Below are 17,842 nucleotides of genomic sequence, written 5' to 3'. Positions count from 1 at the left end.
ATGTCGGAGCCGATCGCGGAGCCGGGGGGGCACGTCCTCGTCGTCGGGGCCAGCAGCGGCATCGGCCGCGCCGTCGCCGAGCGCCTCCGCGCGGGCGGGGCGCGGATCACCGCCCTCGCCCGGCGGGCGGACCGGCTCGCCGAGCTGGAGGCTCTCGGCTGCGCCGCCGTCGCGGCCGACGTCACCGACCTGCCGGCGATCGGCGGCGTGCTGCAGGCGGCCGTGGCCGAGCGGGGGCTCCTGACCGGGCTCGTGTACTGCGCGGGCGTCCAAGTCATCAAGCCGATGCGCAGCCTCGGCGTGGAGGAGGTCGAGCGCCTCTACCGCACCAACCTCGTCGCGCCGACCCTGTTCGCCGCCGCCTTCGGCAGCGCCCGGGTCTCGACCCGCGACGCGGTGTTCTGCGCGGTCTCGTCCGTGGCGGCGCAGCGGCCCGAGCCGGCGATCGTGCCCTACGCCGCCTCCAAGGCGGGGCTCGACGCCCTGATCAAGGGGCTCGCCCGGGAACTCGCCCCCCGGCGCGCCGTCGGCGTCGCCCCCGGCTGGCTCGACACCGAGATGACCCAGGCCCATGCCCGCCTGTACGGCGCGGAGTTCAAGGAGGCGCTGGAGAAGCGCAGCCCCGCGGGCGCCGCGACCGTCGAATCCGTGGTCGACGCCATCGCGTTCCTGATGTCGCCCCAGGCCCGGCACGTCACCGGCGAGATCCTGCGCGTCGATGGCGGGGCCGTGCTGTGACCGGGCCTGGGCAGCGGCTCGCGCTGATCGGCGGCGGCGGATTCTCCAAGGAGATCGCCGAGATCGCGCGCGCCCTCGGCCACACGGTCGAGGATACCTACTCCACTTCTCCGGAGGTCCAGGTCGGCCGGTACCGCGGCTATCTCGACGCGCTGCTCGCCGACCGGGCGGAGTTCGACGGCGTCGTGCTGGCGGTCGGCGGCGTGAGCCGGCGCGCGATCCGGGCGCGGGCCGAGCTGATCGCGTGGCTCGACCGGCACGGCCTCCCCTGCCCCGCCCTGGTCTCGCCCCGCGCGATCGTGAGCCCGGACGTCGCGGTCGGCGCCGGCGCCTTCGTGGCGCACGGGGTGATCGTCAACGCCGATGCCCGGCTCGGGCGCTTCTGCGTGCTGAACTCGGCGGCCATCGTCGGCCACGACACGGTCGTCGGCGACAACACCACGATCTCGCCGGGCGCCTTCGTCGGCGGCCGCTGCACGATCGGCGCCGACAGCCTCGTCGGGCCGCTCGCCAAGGTTCTGCAGGGCCTCACCCTCGGCCAGGGCGTCACGGTCGGCATGGGCTGCAACGTCCTGCGCGCCCTGCCCGACGACGCGACGATCTGGCCCCGGGCGGACATCGTCGCCCCGGCGCCGAAGCCGGCCGGTCAGGCCTGATGGGCGCGCGTTTGCTGGGCGTGGTCGGCCACACTAAGCTATTCGTTTCGCGATGAACGGGCTCCGGTCCGCGCATCGGCAGGAGTCATCATGAGCGCGCAGCCGCGGCCGTTCGAGCAGCCGATCTACGTCACCCGCCCGATGCTGCCGGAACTCGCGGTGTTTACCCGGCATCTGGAGGCGATCTGGAGCAGCGCCGTCCTGTCGAACGGCGGCCCGCAGCACGTGGAGCTCGAGCGGCGCCTCCAGGCACATCTGGGCGACGGCCACATCGCGCTGTTCAACAACGGCACCAACGCGCTGATGACCGCCGTCAAGGCCCTCGACCTGTCCGGCGAGGTGATCACGACGCCGTTCACCTTCGCGGCGACGCCGCACGTGCTGTCGTGGCACGGCATCGATCCCGTCTTCGTCGACATCGAGGAGCGGTCCATGACGCTCGATCCGGAGCGGATCGAGGCTGCGATCACCCCGCGGACCACCGGCATCCTCGCCGTCCACGTCTACGGCAATCCCTGCGACGTCTGGGCCATCGAGCGCATCGCCCGCAAGCACGGGCTGAAGGTGCTCTACGACGGCGCCCACGCCTTCGGGACCCGGGTCGAGGGGCGCGCGATCGCCGCCTACGGCGACGCCACCATGTTCAGCTTCCACGCCACGAAGCTGTTCCACACGGCCGAGGGCGGCGCGGTCGTGATGAACGATCCGGACCTGAAGCGCCGCATGGAGCTCCTGAAGAACTTCGGCATCGCCAACGAGGTGTCGGTCCCGGCGGTCGGCATCAACAGCAAGATGAACGAGCTGCAGGCGGCCCTCGGCCTCTGCCTCGTCGACGCCGTCGCCGGCGAGAAGCTGAAGCGCCGGGCCGTGGCTGAAGTCTACGACCGGCACCTCGCGGACCTGCCCGGCGTGACGCGGCCCAAGCTGGCCGACCCAGCGGTGGACAGTCTCCAGTACTACTGCCTGCGCATCGACCCGCGGGAGGCCGGCATCGCCCGCGACGCCGTGTACGAGGGGCTGAAGCACTACAACGTGTTCGCGCGCCGCTACTTCTACCCGCTGTGCAGCGATTACGGGCCTTACCGGGACCTGCCGAGCAGCGCGCGGGAGAACCTCCCGGTGGCCAACCGGGTCGGCGAGCAGGTGCTGTGCCTCCCCCTGTTCGGGGATCTCGGCGTGGACGCGGCCGAGCGGGTCTGCGCCGCGCTCCGCGCCGTGATGACGGGGCCGGACCGGCGCTGACCGGCCAGTCAGAGCGGCGGGCCGCCCCGATCAGGCCTCGCGGAAGACCTTGAGCGCGTCGGACAGGTAGGTTGGATCGACGCTGAAGCTGCCGTGGGAAACGTGCAGGGGTGGGCGCCGCACGTCCATCCTCGCCCTGAACTGCGGGTGCGTCCCCGGCAGCGCGTAGTACCGGGCGCCCGCGAAGTCCGACAGGCTCTTGAACAGGGACATCTGAACTGCGAACGGCGAGACGATGCCCAGTATCTTGGCCTCGGGCGCGCAGAAGATGAGGTTCGAGAAGGCGGCGCCGACCGGGCCGGCGATATGGGACGCGGTCGCGAAGGTGACGACCTGTTCCGCGAAGGTCATCTTGGCCGTGTCGACGATCTCGAACCCGCTCGCCCTAAAGATCTCGGTGACCGCCTCCGCGTTCTCGATGTTCCGGCCCTGGAACCGCGCCAGAAAGATCTTCCTGTTCCGCGGCGTTCCGGTCGGGATGGCGATCGCCGCCAGGACCCGGTCCCGCAGCCAGGCCAGGCTGTCATGGTTGACGGCCGAGACCTGCCAGAACGGCGTCTTGGGGCAATCCGGCACGTACGTCATCGTCGACGGCACGTGCAGCTTCGCGACGTCGATCCGGGTCCCGCGCCTGTGGCGCACCAGCGCTCGACCCGGGAAGACGATCTCCAGCAGTTCCAGCTCCTGCGGATACAGGTCGTCCGGAACGATCAGCGGTAGGCCGTCGAGCTCGGGCAACCGCTCGATGATGAAGCCTTTGGTGACGTACTCGACGAGAAAATGGAAATAGTTCACGCCGCAGCGGCCGCCCAGCAGGATCGCTTCCGGAACGTTCATCTCCGCGGTGTCGGGCAGGCGGGCGAAGGCGCTCTTCCGAGATCGGATCCGATTGAGCGGATGGGTTGTCAGGAACTCATGCTGTCCGGCCACGAAGCTGAACTGCGGATCCGCCGCCGGCTCGGAGACCAGGAACGTGCCGCGCGATGCAATCTGAAGGGATCCGAAGACCTGAGCCTGGTCGATCGTCGCGCACCAGAGGCTCGGCCGCTTCACGGTCCTGTGCCGGGCTGGCTGCTCCGAGAGGATTACGTCCGGGTCCGTGAACGCGAAATCCCCCTCGGGAGCGATGATGCGCCGCGCTTCGGCATACGGAGCGTCCGCGTAGATTCGCACGATCGTCAGCGGCTGACCGACTTCCGCGGCCTGCATGGCCGCGTAGATGCGGAACACCATGAGGTACAGGAACGGGCGCAGTTTCCTGCCGCGCCCCTGCAGCGTGATGATGTGCTCGCGCAGGAGATCGAGAAAATCCGGCCGGACGACGCCGAACAGGATCGAAACCGCGACGAGCAGCGCGGAACCGGCGAGCAACGCCTTCTCGAAGCGGTCGCTCGGCGACCGCATCGGGGTGCGGAACCCGTACTCCGCGAAGTGCGCGACCGGATCGACCCCCGCCAGCGCAACGTCCTGATACCGGCTCAGGTAGAACTGCCGGTCGACGAGCGCCCGGGCCAGCCAGATCTTCATGGGTTTGGGTGATTGGCTCATCGGGGTGTGTCCTGCATCCCGTTCAGCGGCGCGCCGGTCCCGTGCGACACCGGCCCGGCCCGTTATAGGATCGCTCCATGGTGGCGGGCCGCGTCGGCCTTGTCGGCCAGCAGGCGGGCGTAGCGGTCGCGCTCGAAGACGAAGTAGAAATTCTCCGCGTCCTCCGAGACGATCCTCGCACCGGTGCTGGTGTGGAAGCCGAGGACCTTCGTGTTGCCCTTCCGGACATCGAAGTGGCTCTGGTCGAATCTGAAGCCCGCGAAGCCGATCTCGTAGATGGCGAGGGCCGAGTAGCTTGCGAGGCCGGGTACCGGCGGCGGCGGGATGATCCAGCTGCCCCAGGAGAAGGAGTCACGTCCCTCGAGGCTCTGGATGTCGTAGAGCCGGATTAGGCCGCGTCGCCGGCCCTCGTGCATGATGACGAAGTAGAAATCCTCGCCCCGCTGCTCCCGCGACTTGTACGCCTCGATCCACTGCGCCTGTTCCGCCACGGTAGGCGCGGGCTTATTGAGGTAGCGGCCGATCGCGGCATCCTGTCTGAGGTCGAAGATGAAGGCGGCGTCCGCGACGTCGACCAAGCGGAAATGCGTTCGCGCCCGCGGGTCGAGGGCGCGAAGATGCCCGCAGGCACTGAGATCTCTGCGTGGGCTGTCCATGCTGCGCTCCGGCCTCTGCGGCCTCGCCGATGTTCGTCCTCGCGGGCGCGCTCCTGCCTGCCGGTTAAGGCGGGGCGTCCCGGTCACGGATTCTATCTCGTGGGCGCGGATCAGAGGGCCGCCTCGCGGCACGCCGCGACGACGTGCTGAACCTCCTCGTCGCTCAGGTGCGGGCCGATCGGCAGGCTGAGGATCTCCCGGCCGAGTGTCCGGCCGAGCTCGCTCGAGCCGAGCTTCGGCGCGTCGCGGTAGGCCTTGGAATCGGCCGGCGCGATCGGATAATGGATCTGCGTGTCGATCCCGTCCTGCTTCAGCCGGGCCGCGAGGGCGTCGCGGCGCTCCGTGCGGACGACGAACAGGTGCCAAACCGGCTCGGCGCGCGGATCGACCTGCGGAAGGGCAAGGCCGCAGCCCTCGAGGGCATCGCGGTAGGTCTGCGCGATCGCCCGGCGGCGCGCGTTCCAGGCATCGAGGTGGCGCAGCTTCACCCGCAGGAACGCGGCCTGAAGTTCGTCGAGGCGCGAGTTCAGGCCCCTCTGGCGATGGATATACTTCTCGCTCGAGCCGTAATTCGCGAGCTCGCGCATCCTGTGCGCCATCGCGCTGTCGGACGTCGTGATCGCGCCGCCGTCGCCGAGAGCGCCGAGATTCTTGCCCGGGTAGAAGCTGAAGGCCGCTGCGTCGCCGAGGCTGCCCGCTGGGTAGCCGTCGAAGGTCGAGCCGTGGGCCTGGGCGGCGTCCTCGATGCACAGGAGGCCGTGACGGCGGGCGAGGTCGCGCAGGGCCACCATGTCGGCCGGCTGGCCGTAGAGGTGAACCGGAATGATCGCCTTCGTGCGCCCGTTGACCGCGCGCGCGGCGGCCGCCGGGTCCATGTTGTACGTGGCTGGGTCGGGCTCGACGGCCACCGGCGTTGCGCCGACTTGGCTGACAGCGAGCCACGTGGCGATGAAGGTGTTCGACGGGACCAGAATTTCGTCGCCCGGGCCGATGTCGTGGGCCCGCAGGATCAGGTGCAGGGCGTCTAGGCCGTTCGCGACGCCGATGGCGTGCTCGGCCCCGCAATAGCGGGCGAACTCGGTCTCGAAGGCTTCGACCTCTTCACCCAGGATGTAGCGCGAGCGATCGAGGATCCGGTGCCACGCCGCGTCCAGATCGGCGCGGATCGTGTCGTGCGTCCGGCTCAGATCGAGGAACGGAACCTTCATTGCAAACCCTTGGCGCGGAGGAACGCGTCGTAATCCCGGTAGTAGTCGCTCTCCTCGTATCGCTCCGAGGCGAGAGCAAGGCAGACCGCGCCGCCCGAGAATTCGTCGATATCGCGCCAGGTCATGCGCGGGACGTAGAGGCCCACATTGGGACGGCTCATCCGGAAGCTCTGGCGTTTCTCGCCGTCATCGAGATGCACAACGAAGCTGCCGGATATTGCGATCAGGACCTGATGCAGGGCCTTGTGGCTGTGTCCGGCCCGCATGGCGCCGTCGGAGACGTCGTAGATGAAGTAGACGCGCCGGATCGGGAACGGCACATCCGCTTCCGCCTCAATGGGCGTAAGGGCGCCGCGCGGATCTCGGATCTGGCGAAATTCGATGAGATGCGGCTCGTCGGTCAAATCCATGGAAAACTCCAGCCCGGATCCTGTGCGCGCCGGGCGACAATGTCAGCCCGATACTGCGGCCCGTGGACCTGATGTGGCTCTGCTGCGCATGCCGGCACAGCTTCCCGCGCCGGGCCGTCCTAAGCCGGCAGGGACCGGTCCGCAACGGTGGCTCAGGAATCGGCACGCGAGGCGAAGGGCAGTGCCCGGACCACCCGTCGGAGCAGAGAAGGTCTGTCCAGTGCGGTCTGGAATGGCGGCGCGGGCAGGGTTGCGGCAGGCGCAGGGCTAGCAGGCATGCGCGCCGTCGGCTCCAGTTCGGCGACGGCCGCCGTAACGGCCTGGGGTGACACGCGATAGTTCGCGTGGAAGGCGTGACCGTCCTCGTTCGTGGTCGCACCGCGCAGGAACGTGATCCGCGCGCCGCCCGCCTCGATGAAGCTCGTATAGCCCCGGAAATTGAAGCTCAGGTTGGCGTGGATCAAGCCGAGGATCCGGCAATCCGGGCGGCAGAACAGTCCGTTGGTGAGCGCCGAACTCGACGAGCCGACGATGATGTCGGCGGCGTAGAACGCCTCGACCTGTTCGAGGAACGTCATCGTCTCCGGGGTGATGACCTCGAAGCCGTGCGGCCTGAGCGCCTCGGCGATCTCGACCTCGTTGACGAGCTGGCGCTGCGCGAAGGCCTTGCGCGAGATGAACAGCCGGCGGCCGGTGCGGCCGCTCAGGGCCCCGCGCGCGCGGGCGCTGTCGAGGATGCGGGTGCGCAGATCCACCAGGATGTCGGCGGGCCAGATCGTGTCGTAGACCCGCTGCCCCGGCCGCATCTCGAACGGGAAGAAGGCGGGCACCGGCGCGAGGCCGAGCCGGCCGAACGCCACCGGCCGGGGTGGCAGCTTGATGATCGGGCGGTCGCGCGTGTCGAGGAGTCGGACCACCTCCTCGTGGGTCGCCGGCATGTGGTCGTCGATGCAGAGCGGGATGCCGTCCGGGCAGCGCGGGTCGTTGTAGGCCAGCATGCGGGGGACGAACTCGCAGAACCAGTGGCCGTAATTCCGGCTCTGGAGCCCGAACATCGACAGGCCGGCCTCGATCGACAGGCTGTCCTCCGGAACCTCGACGAGGGCCCGCCTCTCCCCGAAGGCCGCCATCACGATCTGGTCCGGGTTGACCCCGTCCTGGAGCAGCACGTCCCGCCGGCGGGGATGGGCGGCGAGGTCGTAGATCAGGTGGCCGTCCTTCACGACGAGGTTGCTGCGCGGGAAGGCGTGGCAGCCGTCGACGAACGCGAGGTACTGGCTCGGCGCTTCCAGGTCCCCCGGTTCCGAGGTGAGGGGCGGCGGCGGTTCGGTGAACTTGAGCTCCGGTGCCTGGATTGGCCTGGGCGGCCGAAGCTCGGCGTAGTCGATGCCCGGCCGGCCGGCCAGGGACGCGGCGGCAACCATGTCGTAGCAGGCCAGGGGGCCGGCGCCGATCAGCCGGCGGGTCGTCTCGTGCAGCGCGACGGCCGCGTCGAAGTCGCCGGCCTCGATCAGCGCGTCGAGCTGCAGCCGGCGCAGGTTCTTGATCTTCTTGGCGAGCAGGTCCCCGTCCCGCGAGACGAGACCGGGGGCGCCGCCGTTGAGGTCCAGGGCGAGGCGGTAGCACTGGACGCTCGCCTCGGCCTCGCCGCGCAGCTCCAGCAGCCACGCCCGGTCGATCAGGTCCTCCATAACCCGGGGCCGCAGCCGGTTCGCGTCCGCGGCGCGCAGCCGCGCGACGACCGGATCCGCCTCGGCGAAGCGTCCGCGGGCGCAGAGGTCGCGCAGGCGCGCCTCCGCGGCGGCCAGCGCCCAGCGGCCGTCGTCGCGACCCGCCAGGGTGGCCGCGAGGTCGTAGGCCTGGGCCGCGAGATCGGGCGCGCCGCCCCCGTCCAGCCGGAATGCCAGAGCGTCGAGATGGCGGATCATCGTGCCAGGACTGGTCCCCGCCGCTTCCGGATCGGCCGCGAGCGCGCCGAGCCGCGCGATCAGGTCGGCCTGGCCGCCGCGATGATCTCTGATCAGGTCCAGGAAGTGTGACATGTTCTGCGCGCTCGACCGGCCCGTTCCCGGCCTCGACGTGGTGCCAACCTCGGACGGCCGCCGGCAGGTGCGGGCCGCGCATCGGGCGTCGTGGCAGGAGCCCACCCTTAGCGTCCCGCCGCGGAACTGGTAAATCCCCATCCCGAACCGGTCGGGGCTTCGGGTGCCGGCCGGAGGCGGCGGCGACGGTCCGGCGCGGATGGGAGAGGGAAGGCCTTCGGATGCCGGAGTCGGGGAGTCTCGAGATCGACGGTGATCGGATCGCGGCGGTCCGGACGCTTGCGGCCGGCCGGCAGGCGGGTCGCGACGGGGCGCTGTGCGCCATGGAAGCGGTCGCCCATCTCGCCGGCGAGCCGCTCTCGGACCGGCCGGCCTGTGCGTCCCCCGTGATCGCCGCCTTCGTCCGGACCTGGAGCGACGGCCTGCCCCAGGAGGAGCGGGACGGCCTCATCCTCCCGCTCCTCCCCCGCCTCGTCGGGACGCGCGGTCCGGAACCCGTCGAGCGGCGCCGGGCCGGGATGGTGGCCGACTGGCTCGTCCGCGTTCACCTGCCGGCGTGGTTCCACCTCGCCAAGCTGAACGTCGAGGCCGACGTGCTGGCCGGCCTGCCCGAGATCCGCGATCTGAGTGACCTCGCCGGGCTGTGCGACGACCTCCGACGCGCCCGCAAGCGGGCGGCGATCGCCAACCTCACCCTGCGCCAGACCGGCCCCTCCGTGCGGGCGGCGGCCTGGGACGCCGCCCAGCGGGCGGCCTGGACGGCGATCCGCGACGATCTGGAGGCGGCTGGCGAGCCGATCCTCTCCGCCGGCTGGGACGCCTCCTACGCGGCGGCCTACGCGGCGGCCCGCGCCTCCGGCAAGGCGCCCCTGGAGCCGACCCGGCGCGCGCTGCAGGACACAGCCCGGACGCTGCTCGAGCGCCTGATCGCGGCGGGCGAGGCCGGGCCCGAAGGGGCCCGCCCCGCCGATCCGCGGCCGTGAGCGGCGACGCCGCCGGCGGGCCGCCCGGGCCGGGGCTCGCGGGCGCCCGCTGCCTCGTGCTGGGCGGCGGCGGGTTCCTCGGGCTGAACCTGTGCAACCGCCTCGCGGCGGCGGGCGCCGAGGTCACGTGCTTCAGCCGCAGCCACCCGCAGGCCGAGGTCCTGGACCGGCGCGTCGCCCGGGTGTCCGGCCAGTTCTCCGACCGCCTCGCCCTCGCCAACGCGGTCGAGCGGCAGGACGTCGTCTTCCACCTGATCGCCGGCTCGATCCCCGAGAGCTCCAACCGCGACCCGTCGGCGGAGCTCTCGGCCGCGCCGATCGCCACGCTGCACCTCCTGGAGATCTGCCGCTCGGCCCGGATCGGGAAGCTCGTGTTCGCGTCCTCCGGGGGCGCGATCTACGGGATCCCGGGCGCCATCCCGATCCCCGAGCGGGCGCCGACCGACCCGATCTCGGCCTACGGCATCAGCAAGCTGATGATCGAGAAGTCGCTGCACCTCTACCGGCACCTGCACGGGATCGACTACCAGATCCTGCGGATCGCCAACCCGTACGGACGCTTCCAGCTCGGCACCAAGCACCAGGGCCTGATCGGCAGCTACATCCACCGCGTCCTCACCGACCAGCCGCTGGAGGTCTGGGGGACCGGCGCGGTGGTGCGCGACTTCCTGCACATCGACGACGTCAGCGACGCCTTCCTGGGCGCCGTCGCCTACCGGGGGCCGCACAAGGTGCTGAATGTCGGCAGCGGCCGGGGCCTCAGCGTCAACCAGGTCATCGCCGAGCTGAAGGCGGCCTTCGGGCGGGACCACCTCCCCTGCCTGCACCGGCCGAGCCGCGCCGCCGACGTGCCGGCCAACGTGCTCGACACCGCGCTGATCCGGGCGGAGCTCGGCTGGCAGCCCCGCGTCCCCCTGCAGGCCGGGCTCACCGGCACCATCGCGTGGATGCGCGCCCATCTGGCGCGGTCGCGGGCGGCGGGCGCGCCCTCCGGCACCGGCTGACCGGCCGGATCGTCGATCCGCCCCGGAGCGGCCACGTTTGTCGGCGACAGCGCGCGGCACCGATCCGCGAGGAGACCCCATGTCCTTCCTGCACGATCTGCCGATCGCCGACCTGATCGCGCATTACGGCTACCTGGCCATCTTCGTCATCATCACCCTGGAGAGCGCCGGGCTGCCCCTGCCCGGCGAGACGGTGCTGCTGACCTCGGCGGCCTACGCGGGCAGCACCGGCAACATCAACATCGCCGTCGTCGTGGCGATCGCCGCGACCGCCGCCATCCTGGGCGACAATGCCGGCTACTGGGTCGGCCGCCGCTGGGGCCTGCCCCTGCTCCTGCGCAAGGGGCACCTGATCGGGCTCGACCACGGCCGGCTCAAGCTCGGCCAGTACCTGTTCCGCCGGCACGGCGGGAAGATCGTGTTCTTCGGCCGCTTCACCGCGATGCTCCGGGCCTACGCGGCCGTCCTGGCCGGCGTGAACAAGCTCGACGCGCGCCGCTTCATGGCCTTCAACGCCCTCGGCGGCGTGGCCTGGGCCTCGATCATGGGGTTCGGCGCCTACCTGTGCGGCCGGTCGATCGAGAACGTGATGGGGCCGGTCGGCCTCGGGCTGCTGGCCTTCGTCCTCCTGGGCGCCGTCGCCCTGTGGCTGTTCATGCGCCGGCACGAGGCGCGCCTGATGGTCGCCGCCGAGGCCGAGATCCCGGGTCCGCTCGGCGGGGGGCTCGGCGAGGCGCGGGCCGAGCCTGTCCCGGGGCCTGTCCCGGCGCGCGGCGGCGTGGACCCGGACAGCCCCGTCCAGGCGGAGTTCCAGAATCAGATCGAGGCGCTCCTGGCCCAGCGGTCGCGCGCGGCGCCGCAGGCCCCCGCGCGCGCGGCCGTCCGGACCCGGCGCGCGCCCTGGCCCCTGTGGTTCAAGATCCCCGTGCTGCTCGTCGCCGCCGGCGCCGGCATGGCGGTGATCTCCTGGCACGACGGCGTCACCGGCGGCTTCTACGGACGTCTGATCGGGCATGTCGGGATCCTCGGCATCGCCCTGATCCTCGTCGTCCCGGCCCTCCTCCTCCTGGTGGTCGGCCGGCGGCTCCCGCGTCCGGAGGACGAGGCCGACGCGGAGTCCGAGGAGGCCGTCGGGCTGGCGGCGTGACCGCCGCGCCGGACGGCCCTCGCGCTCCCGGTGCAGGGTTGACCGGTCCCGGAGCCGATCGTACAGCCGGCCTCGACCCGACAGGGGCGCCCCGTCGCGCCGGCCTCCGGCCGATCCCGCCGGCGGCCGCGTGCCCGAGACCCGTCGGGCCCCGCGACTGAGACGGAGCCGACCTTGGGCGAGGACGTAGAGGCGCTGCGGGCGGAGCTTGCCGAGACCCAGGCGCGGCTCAAGGAGGCGCAGGGTGAGCTGGCCCGCTTGGTGCGCCTCGCCGAGGCGGATCTCCAGCGCCGGCGCCCCGGCGAGCAGTCGAGCGTCGTCGCCTCGTCGGTGCGCCGCCCCGCCGCCAAGGAGGTCGCGGCCCGGATCGCCCGGTTCGCTCACCTGTACCGGGAAGCCGCCGAGGCCACCCCGGACCGCGCCCCGGTCGTCCCCGAGCCGACGATGCTCGCGTGGCTCGAGACATCCGGCCTGTTCGACCGCCAGTTCTACCTCGCCTGCAACGACGACGTCGCCAATGCCGGGGCCGATCCGATGATGCACTACTACAATCACGGGTCGGAGGAGGCGCGCCTGCCCTCGACGCTGTGAGACCGGTCGACGGCGCGGGTGCGCGGCGGGATGACTCTCTCGAAAGTCTTTACCCGATCCGTGATCGATCGAGACAAGTATAAAGTCAGAAGAACGGCCGATAGACTTCGTGATCGTCTCTATCGGCCGCGTTGACCCTCCCCGCCCCGTGATCTAGGGAGCGGCCGGACGGGGCGCGTGCGAGGGATCAGACCGATGCAGGACGGTGCAGGCGCGAGCGCGCCGGGCTCGACCACGGCTCCGCCCGCGCTCGAGCCCTGGCAGGACGACTTCGCCACGATCTACGCCAGCGGCCTGTTCGACCATATCGGCTACGCGACGCGCTATCCCGATGTCGGCCTCACCGACCTGTCGCCCCTCGAGCACTACGTGAAGTACGGCGCCCGGCTCGGGCGCCGGCCCCGGGCCGACTTCACCGCGCCGCCGGACGAGACCTTCGACGGCAGCTTCGTCAATCCCTTCGCGGCCTGGATCCGGGCGCGCGCCGAGACCCAGCCCGCGCCGGCCTGGAACCGGCCGGTCGTCTCGGTCCTGTGCATCAGCTACAACCAGGCGGCCTTCATCCGGCAGACGCTGGAGAGCATCCTCGGCCAGGCGACGGACTTTCCCTTCGAGCTGCTGGTCGGCGACGACCGCTCCACGGACGGGACCGCCGAGATCATCGCCGAGTACGCCGCGCGCCACCCCAACCTCGTGGCGGTCCTGCGCAGCGAGAATCTCGGGCCGAACCGGAACTTCGCCGACCTCGCGGCGCGCGCCCGCGGCGAGTTCGTGGCGATCTGCGAGGGCGACGATTACTGGACCGACCCGCGCAAGCTCCAGCGGCAGGTCGATTTCCTGCGGGCGCGCCCGGAATTCACCCTCTGCTTCCACCGGGTGCGCGTCGTCTACGAGGACATGCCGGGGGTCGACGAGCTGTACCCGAAGCAGTGCAGCCCGCAGCCGTCGCTGTCGGACCTCGTGGCGCACAACTTCGTCCAGACCAACAGCGTGCTCTACCGCTGGCGCTACCACGGCGAGGAGGCGTTCGTGTTCGACGAGGGCATCGCCCCCGGCGACTGGTACGTCCACCTGATGCACGCCGAGGTCGGGCGCGTCGGCTTCCTGCCGGAGGTGATGGCGGTCTACCGCAAGCACGCCGCCGGGATGTGGGCGACCTACGCCACCGAGCTCGCCCGCCACAAGAAGCTCGGCAACTCCGAGATCGCGTTCTTCCGCAAGCTGCGCGGCCATTTCGGCGGCCGCTACGCGGCGGGCTACGAGGCCGCGCAGAAATCGATCTTCCGGCGGCTGGCCGAGGCCTATCTCGACGAGGAGGACGTGCCGAGCCTCGGGCGCCTGATCGACGCCAACCCCGACATCGCCCGGACGGCCCTGCACGATATGGGCCTCGACGCCCCCGAGGCGCTCACCGGCGACCCCGACGCCCTGCGCGCGTGGCTCATGGAGCAGCTCACGGTCAGCGTCATCGTCACGGCCTACAACCACGCCGCCGATATCGGCCGCTGCCTCGACGCGGTGCTGGGCCAGCGCGGGCTGTTCCGGCTGCAGGTCGTGATCGGCGACGACAAGTCGACCGACGGCACCGCGGAGATCGTCGAGCGCTACCGGGCGCGCGACCCGGAGCGGATCGCGGTGCGGCCCCGGCCGCACAATCTCGGCATGCTGCGCAACATGCAGGACTGCCTCGCCGCCTGCACGGGCCGGTACGTCGCCTTCTGCGAGGCGGACGATTACTGGCTGTCGGACCGCAAGATCGCGATGCAGATGCGGATGCTGCGCAACGACCGCAAGCTGGACATGTGCTTCAACTGGGTGCTGCTCCACTACCCGGCGACCGGCTCCTACGTCCCGCACGACGAGCAGGGCCGCTATCCGACCGGCACGATCAGCTTCCCGGTCCTGGCCAACTCGCCGCTCACCGCGAACTTCTCGTGCTGCTTCTACCGCGCCGAGGCCCTGCGCCGGGTGCCGGAAGCCTATTACGCGAACGCCTCGGCGGCCGACTGGCTGATGAACCTCTACGTCGCCGACAAGGGCCGGATCGCGTTCCTGCGGGAGCTGCTCTCGGTCTACACGGTCCAGGAGAAGGGCCAGTGGTCGGGCCTGCCGGAAGACATCAAGAACGCCCGGATCGCGCAGTACCAGAAGGAGTTCGCCGCCATCTTCGGCGAGGGGCGCGGCTTCGAGAAGTACGAGGTCGGCTGCACGGTGGCCGAGCTCGACGGCGAGCTGCCGGATTCCTTCGCCCGCGCGAACCTGGAGGCCCCCCAGGACCGGGTCTGGGCCGAGATCCAGGACGGGCAGGTGGTGCTGGCCGGCTGGGTCGTCTCGGCGAGCCGCGCCAAGGCGACGCTGATCGTGGAGGCCGACGGCGAGGTCCAGCGCATCCCCGCGGACGTCCACCGGCCGGACGTGATCGCGGCGGTGCTGGGCGACCTGCCGACCACGATGGAGGAGGCCCGCTGCGGCTTCCGCTTCACCCTGCCCTACGCGCTCCACCTCGAAGTGCTGCTCTCCATCGAGGTCGAGCACGAGGTCGTGCCCTGGCTCTCGGTGATCTTCACCCACCGGGTGAAGCGGGCGGCCGAGCGCGGCTGATCGCGGGCGGGGCGTCGCGACACGCGGGGTGGCGCCCTTCGAGCCGGCCCTATCGCCGCCGACCGCCGAGGAGGTGGCGCACCCGGGCCAGCGGCGTGCGGGTGCGGGCCCGGTCCAGGGCGCCGCGGATCTCGGCGGCCAAGCGGGTCGCGACGATCTCGCGGGCGGGATCGTCGTAGTGGACGACGTCGTAGAACGTCCCCTCCTCGCGGTCGCGGAAGATGCCGCTGAGGTCGAGGGCCGTGAAGGTGCGCCGGTACGGGCGCCGCGCCGCGAGCTGCGCGGTGAATGCCTCCAGCTTGGCGTACTGACGGTCGAGATAGGCCAGGAACGCCCCCGAGGCGACGCCGCGCTCCACCTCGGTGAGGTGGCGCTTGCGCAGGATCGTCGGTTGCAGGACGCTGACGATTGGCACCCCGTGGTCGTGGGACAGCTTGGTCAGCCGGTGCGCCGCCAGTTCGTAATGGTGGACGATCGCGTCCTCCCAGCCGGGGCTCTGCCAGCCCACCTCGGCCCGCAGCCGCTTCAACTCCTCGTAGATCAGCGTGATCAGCGCCTCGTAGGACAGGCCGTCCTCGCGGGCGCGGGGATCGTGCGTGTCGAAGAAGTGGTCGTAGAGCCGCTGGGTGATGAAGGCGTTGTAGGGGTGGCCCGGCCGGGGATCGTAGGTCCAGGGCTGGAACAGGTCGGTGCTGCCGCTGAGCACGAGGATCGCGTCGGGGCTGTAGGTCACGAGGCGCGACCAGATCAGGTGGGTCATCTGCGTGAGGCAGCTCGACATCACCCCGAAATTGTAGACCTTCGCGCCGTCGAGGCCGCCCGCCCGCAGGATCCGCTCGAGGCGGCCCGGCAGGGTGTTGGCGATGTCGCCGCCGTCGATCGTGGTCGAGTCGCCGACGACCAGGATCCGGGTCTCGCCCTCCGGCTTGCGCGCGACGATCGGGACGGCGTTCAGGAAGCCGTCCGCGTCGAACGGGACGCCGTAATGGCTCGCCCCCGGCTTGCCGGCGAACTGGATGAACGGGCTCGGATAGCGCGTGTTCGAGTCGAGATAGCCGAAATGGTGCAGGAACTTGCGCCGGCGCGCGGCGTCCTCGCTCTCCGGCGGCGGCCAGATCGGCTCCAGATCCGGAACCGTCAGAACCGCCAGCGTCGCCGCCTCGAGCGCCGCGCGGCCGGCGGCGTTGAGGCCGATCCCGTCGTCGCTGTAGTCGGGCCGCAGCGCGCCCGTCTCCGTGGCCAGGACGGGATCGTAGTCGATGAAGTGGGCCCCGTATTCCTGCACGTGGTCGCGCAGCCACGCGTTCACCGCGCCGATCAGCGCAATCGGCCGCCCGGCCGCTCCGGGCGCGGTCGGATCGACAGGCGCGATCGAGCCGACCCAGGTCCGCACGTACAGGTCGCTTGTGTCCCGCAGCATCGCGGCGATATCGGCCACGATGCCGTCCAGCGTGGGCGTGCGCGCGCCGTCGAGGATGTCGTCGCGGCCGCAGAGTAGGTGCAGGCCCTTAGCGCCGTAGAGGGCGATCTCCGAGCGGAGCCGGCGCGCCGTGTCCCGGACCGACTGGCCGGCGATGCCGCGGCCCACGGCCTGCGGTCCGGAGAACAGGGGCGGGTTCTGCGCCGTCCATCCGGCTGTCACCGAATCGCCCAGGAATAGGAAGGGCCCGAACGGGAACAGCGGCTTGTCCTGCATCGGCGTGCTCATGCCGTCGCGATCCGGGGCGGCGTCAGCGCGCCGCGAAGACCTCGATCCCGTCGAGGTGCAGGTGCTGCTCCTCGTCGAGATCGATCTTGAGGTAGCGGAACCGCGCGTTGTCGAACCGGAGGTGGAGGGGCAGGCCGGGATGGCAGTGGGCGTCCACGGCGTCGAAGACGAGGCGGTAGTCGTCGCCCTCGGTCTCGCCCAGCCAGACCCGCATCAGCTGCGCCCGCTCGCTGAGCTGCCCCCAGCGGTTGTAGATCCGGATCTCCGAGACCCGCTCGACCGCGCCGAGGTCGAGGACGAACCAGGGGTTCCGGTCGAGCCCGGTGTGGAAGAAGAACGACGGGTCGCCGGTGGTGCGTTCGCCGTAGGTGCCGCTGGTGCCCGACCAGGGCGAGGCGGAGCTCGCCGTCCAGGTCTTGCCCAGCGCGATGTTCTCGGAGGGGCGCGTCGCCACCAGCGTGTCCATCTCCAGCTCGTCGATCAGCGTCCGGATCTGCTTGGACGGCTGGCGCAGGGGCGGGATCTCCAGGTCGAGCTTGTAGATCAGGTTCGACAGGATGCTCTGATCGAAGCGGTGGTCGATGAAGCCCTCGAGATCCGGCAGGCCCATCTGGTTCGGGATGTCGGTGACGACCCGCGGATCGCCCGCGTAGCGCAGCCACTCGGCCACGAGCCGGCGGGTGGCGGGGCTCACCATGAAGGCGATCCAGGAGGCCTGGATCTGGTCGGCGTCCCAGTAGCGCGCCGCGTCGCACTCCATCAGCACGAAGCAGTCGCGCTTGGTCCAGGCCCGCTGCGGCTTGCCGTGCAGCACGCCCACCGCGACCCGGCGCTCCGAGCCGTCGAGCCAGGTGAGCAGCGGCGCCACCGGCGGCAGCGGGTCGTCGCCGACCGCCTGCATGCCGGTGTCGCTGAAGACGATGAAGTCGCCGTCGCGGCGCTTCTCCAGCGCCTCGGCGATGACGTAGGGCTTCCAGGCCCAGTTGCCGGCACCCCGGGACCGGTCGAGGATCTCCCGGTGCTCCCGGTAGAACGGCGTCTCGCGCAGCCGGTCGGGGGACCAGCTCTCGATCGTGTCGAAATCGCCCGTGGCGGCGGCCGAGGCTACCAGCCGGCGCTGGCTCTCGACGTAGTGGTACTTGGCGGCGAAGCTGACCAGGGTGGTGTGGCGCGGCCGGAGCCGGCGCCGCAGCCGCGTCACCACCTCGGCCCGGTGCATGTCGAAGGCGTTGACGCGCAGGGCTTCCGGGGATGGGTCAGCGCTGGCCAAGTCTGTCCTCCGGCGGTGGCTCGAGGGCTTGTCACCGG

Annotated in this window: 14 protein-coding genes and 1 pseudogene; 8 read left to right on the top strand and 7 right to left on the bottom strand. The window is 71.0% G+C overall.

What is annotated here, in order from left to right; translation table 11 throughout:
* From BKE41_RS07100 to BKE41_RS07090, 3 genes are all read left to right on the top strand, one after another.
* Positions 1–738, top strand: coding sequence for an SDR family oxidoreductase (locus BKE41_RS07100; RefSeq protein ID WP_245295912.1), 738 nt, complete (start codon positions 1–3; stop codon positions 736–738).
* Positions 735–1,394, top strand: a complete 660-nt coding sequence (locus BKE41_RS07095) for an acetyltransferase (protein WP_070998905.1) — start codon at positions 735–737, stop codon at positions 1,392–1,394. Before BKE41_RS07100 ends, BKE41_RS07095 begins: the two co-directional genes overlap by 4 nt.
* A 90-nt stretch (positions 1,395–1,484) precedes the next feature.
* Positions 1,485–2,636, top strand: a complete 1,152-nt coding sequence (locus BKE41_RS07090; protein WP_070998903.1) for a DegT/DnrJ/EryC1/StrS family aminotransferase — start codon at positions 1,485–1,487, stop codon at positions 2,634–2,636.
* 30 nt (positions 2,637–2,666) lie between these two features.
* Here the strand turns inward: BKE41_RS07090 and BKE41_RS07085 are convergent, their stop codons facing one another.
* From BKE41_RS07085 to BKE41_RS07065, 5 genes are all read right to left on the bottom strand, one after another.
* Positions 2,667–4,184 (bottom strand): glycosyltransferase family 61 protein, encoded by a 1,518-nt coding sequence (locus BKE41_RS07085; RefSeq protein ID WP_083374302.1) that lies wholly within the window; start codon positions 4,182–4,184, stop codon positions 2,667–2,669.
* Positions 4,185–4,246: 62 nt separating this feature from the next.
* Positions 4,247–4,840, bottom strand: coding sequence for a GNAT family N-acetyltransferase (locus BKE41_RS07080; RefSeq protein WP_070998899.1), 594 nt, complete (start codon positions 4,838–4,840; stop codon positions 4,247–4,249).
* A 110-nt stretch (positions 4,841–4,950) separates the two neighbouring features.
* Positions 4,951–6,048: a DegT/DnrJ/EryC1/StrS family aminotransferase gene (locus BKE41_RS07075; protein ID WP_070998898.1), complete on the bottom strand. Its 1,098-nt coding sequence runs from the start codon at positions 6,046–6,048 to the stop codon at positions 4,951–4,953.
* The gene (locus BKE41_RS07070) at positions 6,045–6,458 is read right to left on the bottom strand and encodes an FdtA/QdtA family cupin domain-containing protein (RefSeq protein WP_070998896.1); all 414 of its coding nucleotides are present in this window, start codon (positions 6,456–6,458) and stop codon (positions 6,045–6,047) included. Before BKE41_RS07070 ends, BKE41_RS07075 begins: the two co-directional genes overlap by 4 nt.
* 152 nt (positions 6,459–6,610) lie before the next feature.
* Positions 6,611–8,500 (bottom strand): glycosyltransferase family 61 protein, encoded by a 1,890-nt coding sequence (locus tag BKE41_RS07065; protein WP_070998894.1) that lies wholly within the window; start codon positions 8,498–8,500, stop codon positions 6,611–6,613.
* A 221-nt stretch (positions 8,501–8,721) separates the two neighbouring features.
* Here BKE41_RS07065 and BKE41_RS07060 point away from each other — a divergent pair, with 221 nt between their 5' ends.
* The 5 genes and pseudogenes from BKE41_RS07060 to BKE41_RS07040 all read left to right on the top strand — a co-directional run bounded on the left by BKE41_RS07060 (position 8,722) and on the right by BKE41_RS07040 (position 14,826).
* The gene (locus BKE41_RS07060; protein WP_070998893.1) at positions 8,722–9,483 is read left to right on the top strand and encodes a hypothetical protein; all 762 of its coding nucleotides are present in this window, start codon (positions 8,722–8,724) and stop codon (positions 9,481–9,483) included.
* Positions 9,480–10,487: an NAD-dependent epimerase/dehydratase family protein gene (locus BKE41_RS07055; protein WP_058607941.1), complete on the top strand. Its 1,008-nt coding sequence runs from the start codon at positions 9,480–9,482 to the stop codon at positions 10,485–10,487. Before BKE41_RS07060 ends, BKE41_RS07055 begins: the two co-directional genes overlap by 4 nt.
* A 79-nt stretch (positions 10,488–10,566) precedes the next feature.
* Positions 10,567–11,202: pseudogene (locus tag BKE41_RS31985) on the top strand (DedA family protein); the annotation flags it as partial.
* A gap of 606 nt (positions 11,203–11,808) precedes the next feature.
* Positions 11,809–12,225, top strand: coding sequence for a hypothetical protein (locus tag BKE41_RS07045; protein ID WP_070998891.1), 417 nt, complete (start codon positions 11,809–11,811; stop codon positions 12,223–12,225).
* A 195-nt stretch (positions 12,226–12,420) separates the two neighbouring features.
* Complete coding sequence (locus BKE41_RS07040) at positions 12,421–14,826, top strand: glycosyltransferase (protein WP_070998889.1); 2,406 nt, start codon at positions 12,421–12,423, stop codon at positions 14,824–14,826.
* Positions 14,827–14,875: 49 nt separating this feature from the next.
* On the opposite strand, the gene BKE41_RS07035 is transcribed toward BKE41_RS07040, so the two are convergent.
* Together BKE41_RS07035 and BKE41_RS07030 are read right to left on the bottom strand one after the other, a co-directional pair.
* A complete protein-coding gene (locus tag BKE41_RS07035; RefSeq protein WP_070998888.1) occupies positions 14,876–16,534 on the bottom strand; it encodes a GDSL-type esterase/lipase family protein in 1,659 nt (552 codons plus the stop codon).
* A gap of 22 nt (positions 16,535–16,556) precedes the next feature.
* Complete coding sequence (locus BKE41_RS07030; protein ID WP_070998886.1) at positions 16,557–17,804, bottom strand: hypothetical protein; 1,248 nt, start codon at positions 17,802–17,804, stop codon at positions 16,557–16,559.
* Between the last annotated feature and the right edge of the window lie 38 nt (positions 17,805–17,842).

Origin of the sequence: Methylobacterium sp. C1 (assembly GCF_001854385.1) — a bacterium.
GTDB classification, from domain to species: domain Bacteria; phylum Pseudomonadota; class Alphaproteobacteria; order Rhizobiales; family Beijerinckiaceae; genus Methylobacterium; species Methylobacterium radiotolerans.
The sequence above is the reverse complement of the archived record's forward strand: the minus strand, read 5'-3'. Positions and strand labels throughout refer to the sequence as shown.

Coding starts and splice junctions, on each gene's coding strand:
- BKE41_RS07035 (WP_070998888.1), bottom strand. CDS start 16,534: ATGAGCACGCCGATGCAGGACAAGCCGCTGTTCCCGTTCGGGCCCTTC.
- BKE41_RS07075 (WP_070998898.1), bottom strand. CDS start 6,048: ATGAAGGTTCCGTTCCTCGATCTGAGCCGGACGCACGACACGATCCGC.
- BKE41_RS07070 (WP_070998896.1), bottom strand. CDS start 6,458: ATGGATTTGACCGACGAGCCGCATCTCATCGAATTTCGCCAGATCCGA.
- BKE41_RS07060 (WP_070998893.1), top strand. CDS start 8,722: ATGCCGGAGTCGGGGAGTCTCGAGATCGACGGTGATCGGATCGCGGCG.
- BKE41_RS07040 (WP_070998889.1), top strand. CDS start 12,421: ATGCAGGACGGTGCAGGCGCGAGCGCGCCGGGCTCGACCACGGCTCCG.
- BKE41_RS07090 (WP_070998903.1), top strand. CDS start 1,485: ATGAGCGCGCAGCCGCGGCCGTTCGAGCAGCCGATCTACGTCACCCGC.
- BKE41_RS07065 (WP_070998894.1), bottom strand. CDS start 8,500: ATGTCACACTTCCTGGACCTGATCAGAGATCATCGCGGCGGCCAGGCC.
- BKE41_RS07085 (WP_083374302.1), bottom strand. CDS start 4,184: ATGAGCCAATCACCCAAACCCATGAAGATCTGGCTGGCCCGGGCGCTC.
- BKE41_RS07080 (WP_070998899.1), bottom strand. CDS start 4,840: ATGGACAGCCCACGCAGAGATCTCAGTGCCTGCGGGCATCTTCGCGCC.
- BKE41_RS07100 (WP_245295912.1), top strand. CDS start 1: ATGTCGGAGCCGATCGCGGAGCCGGGGGGGCACGTCCTCGTCGTCGGG.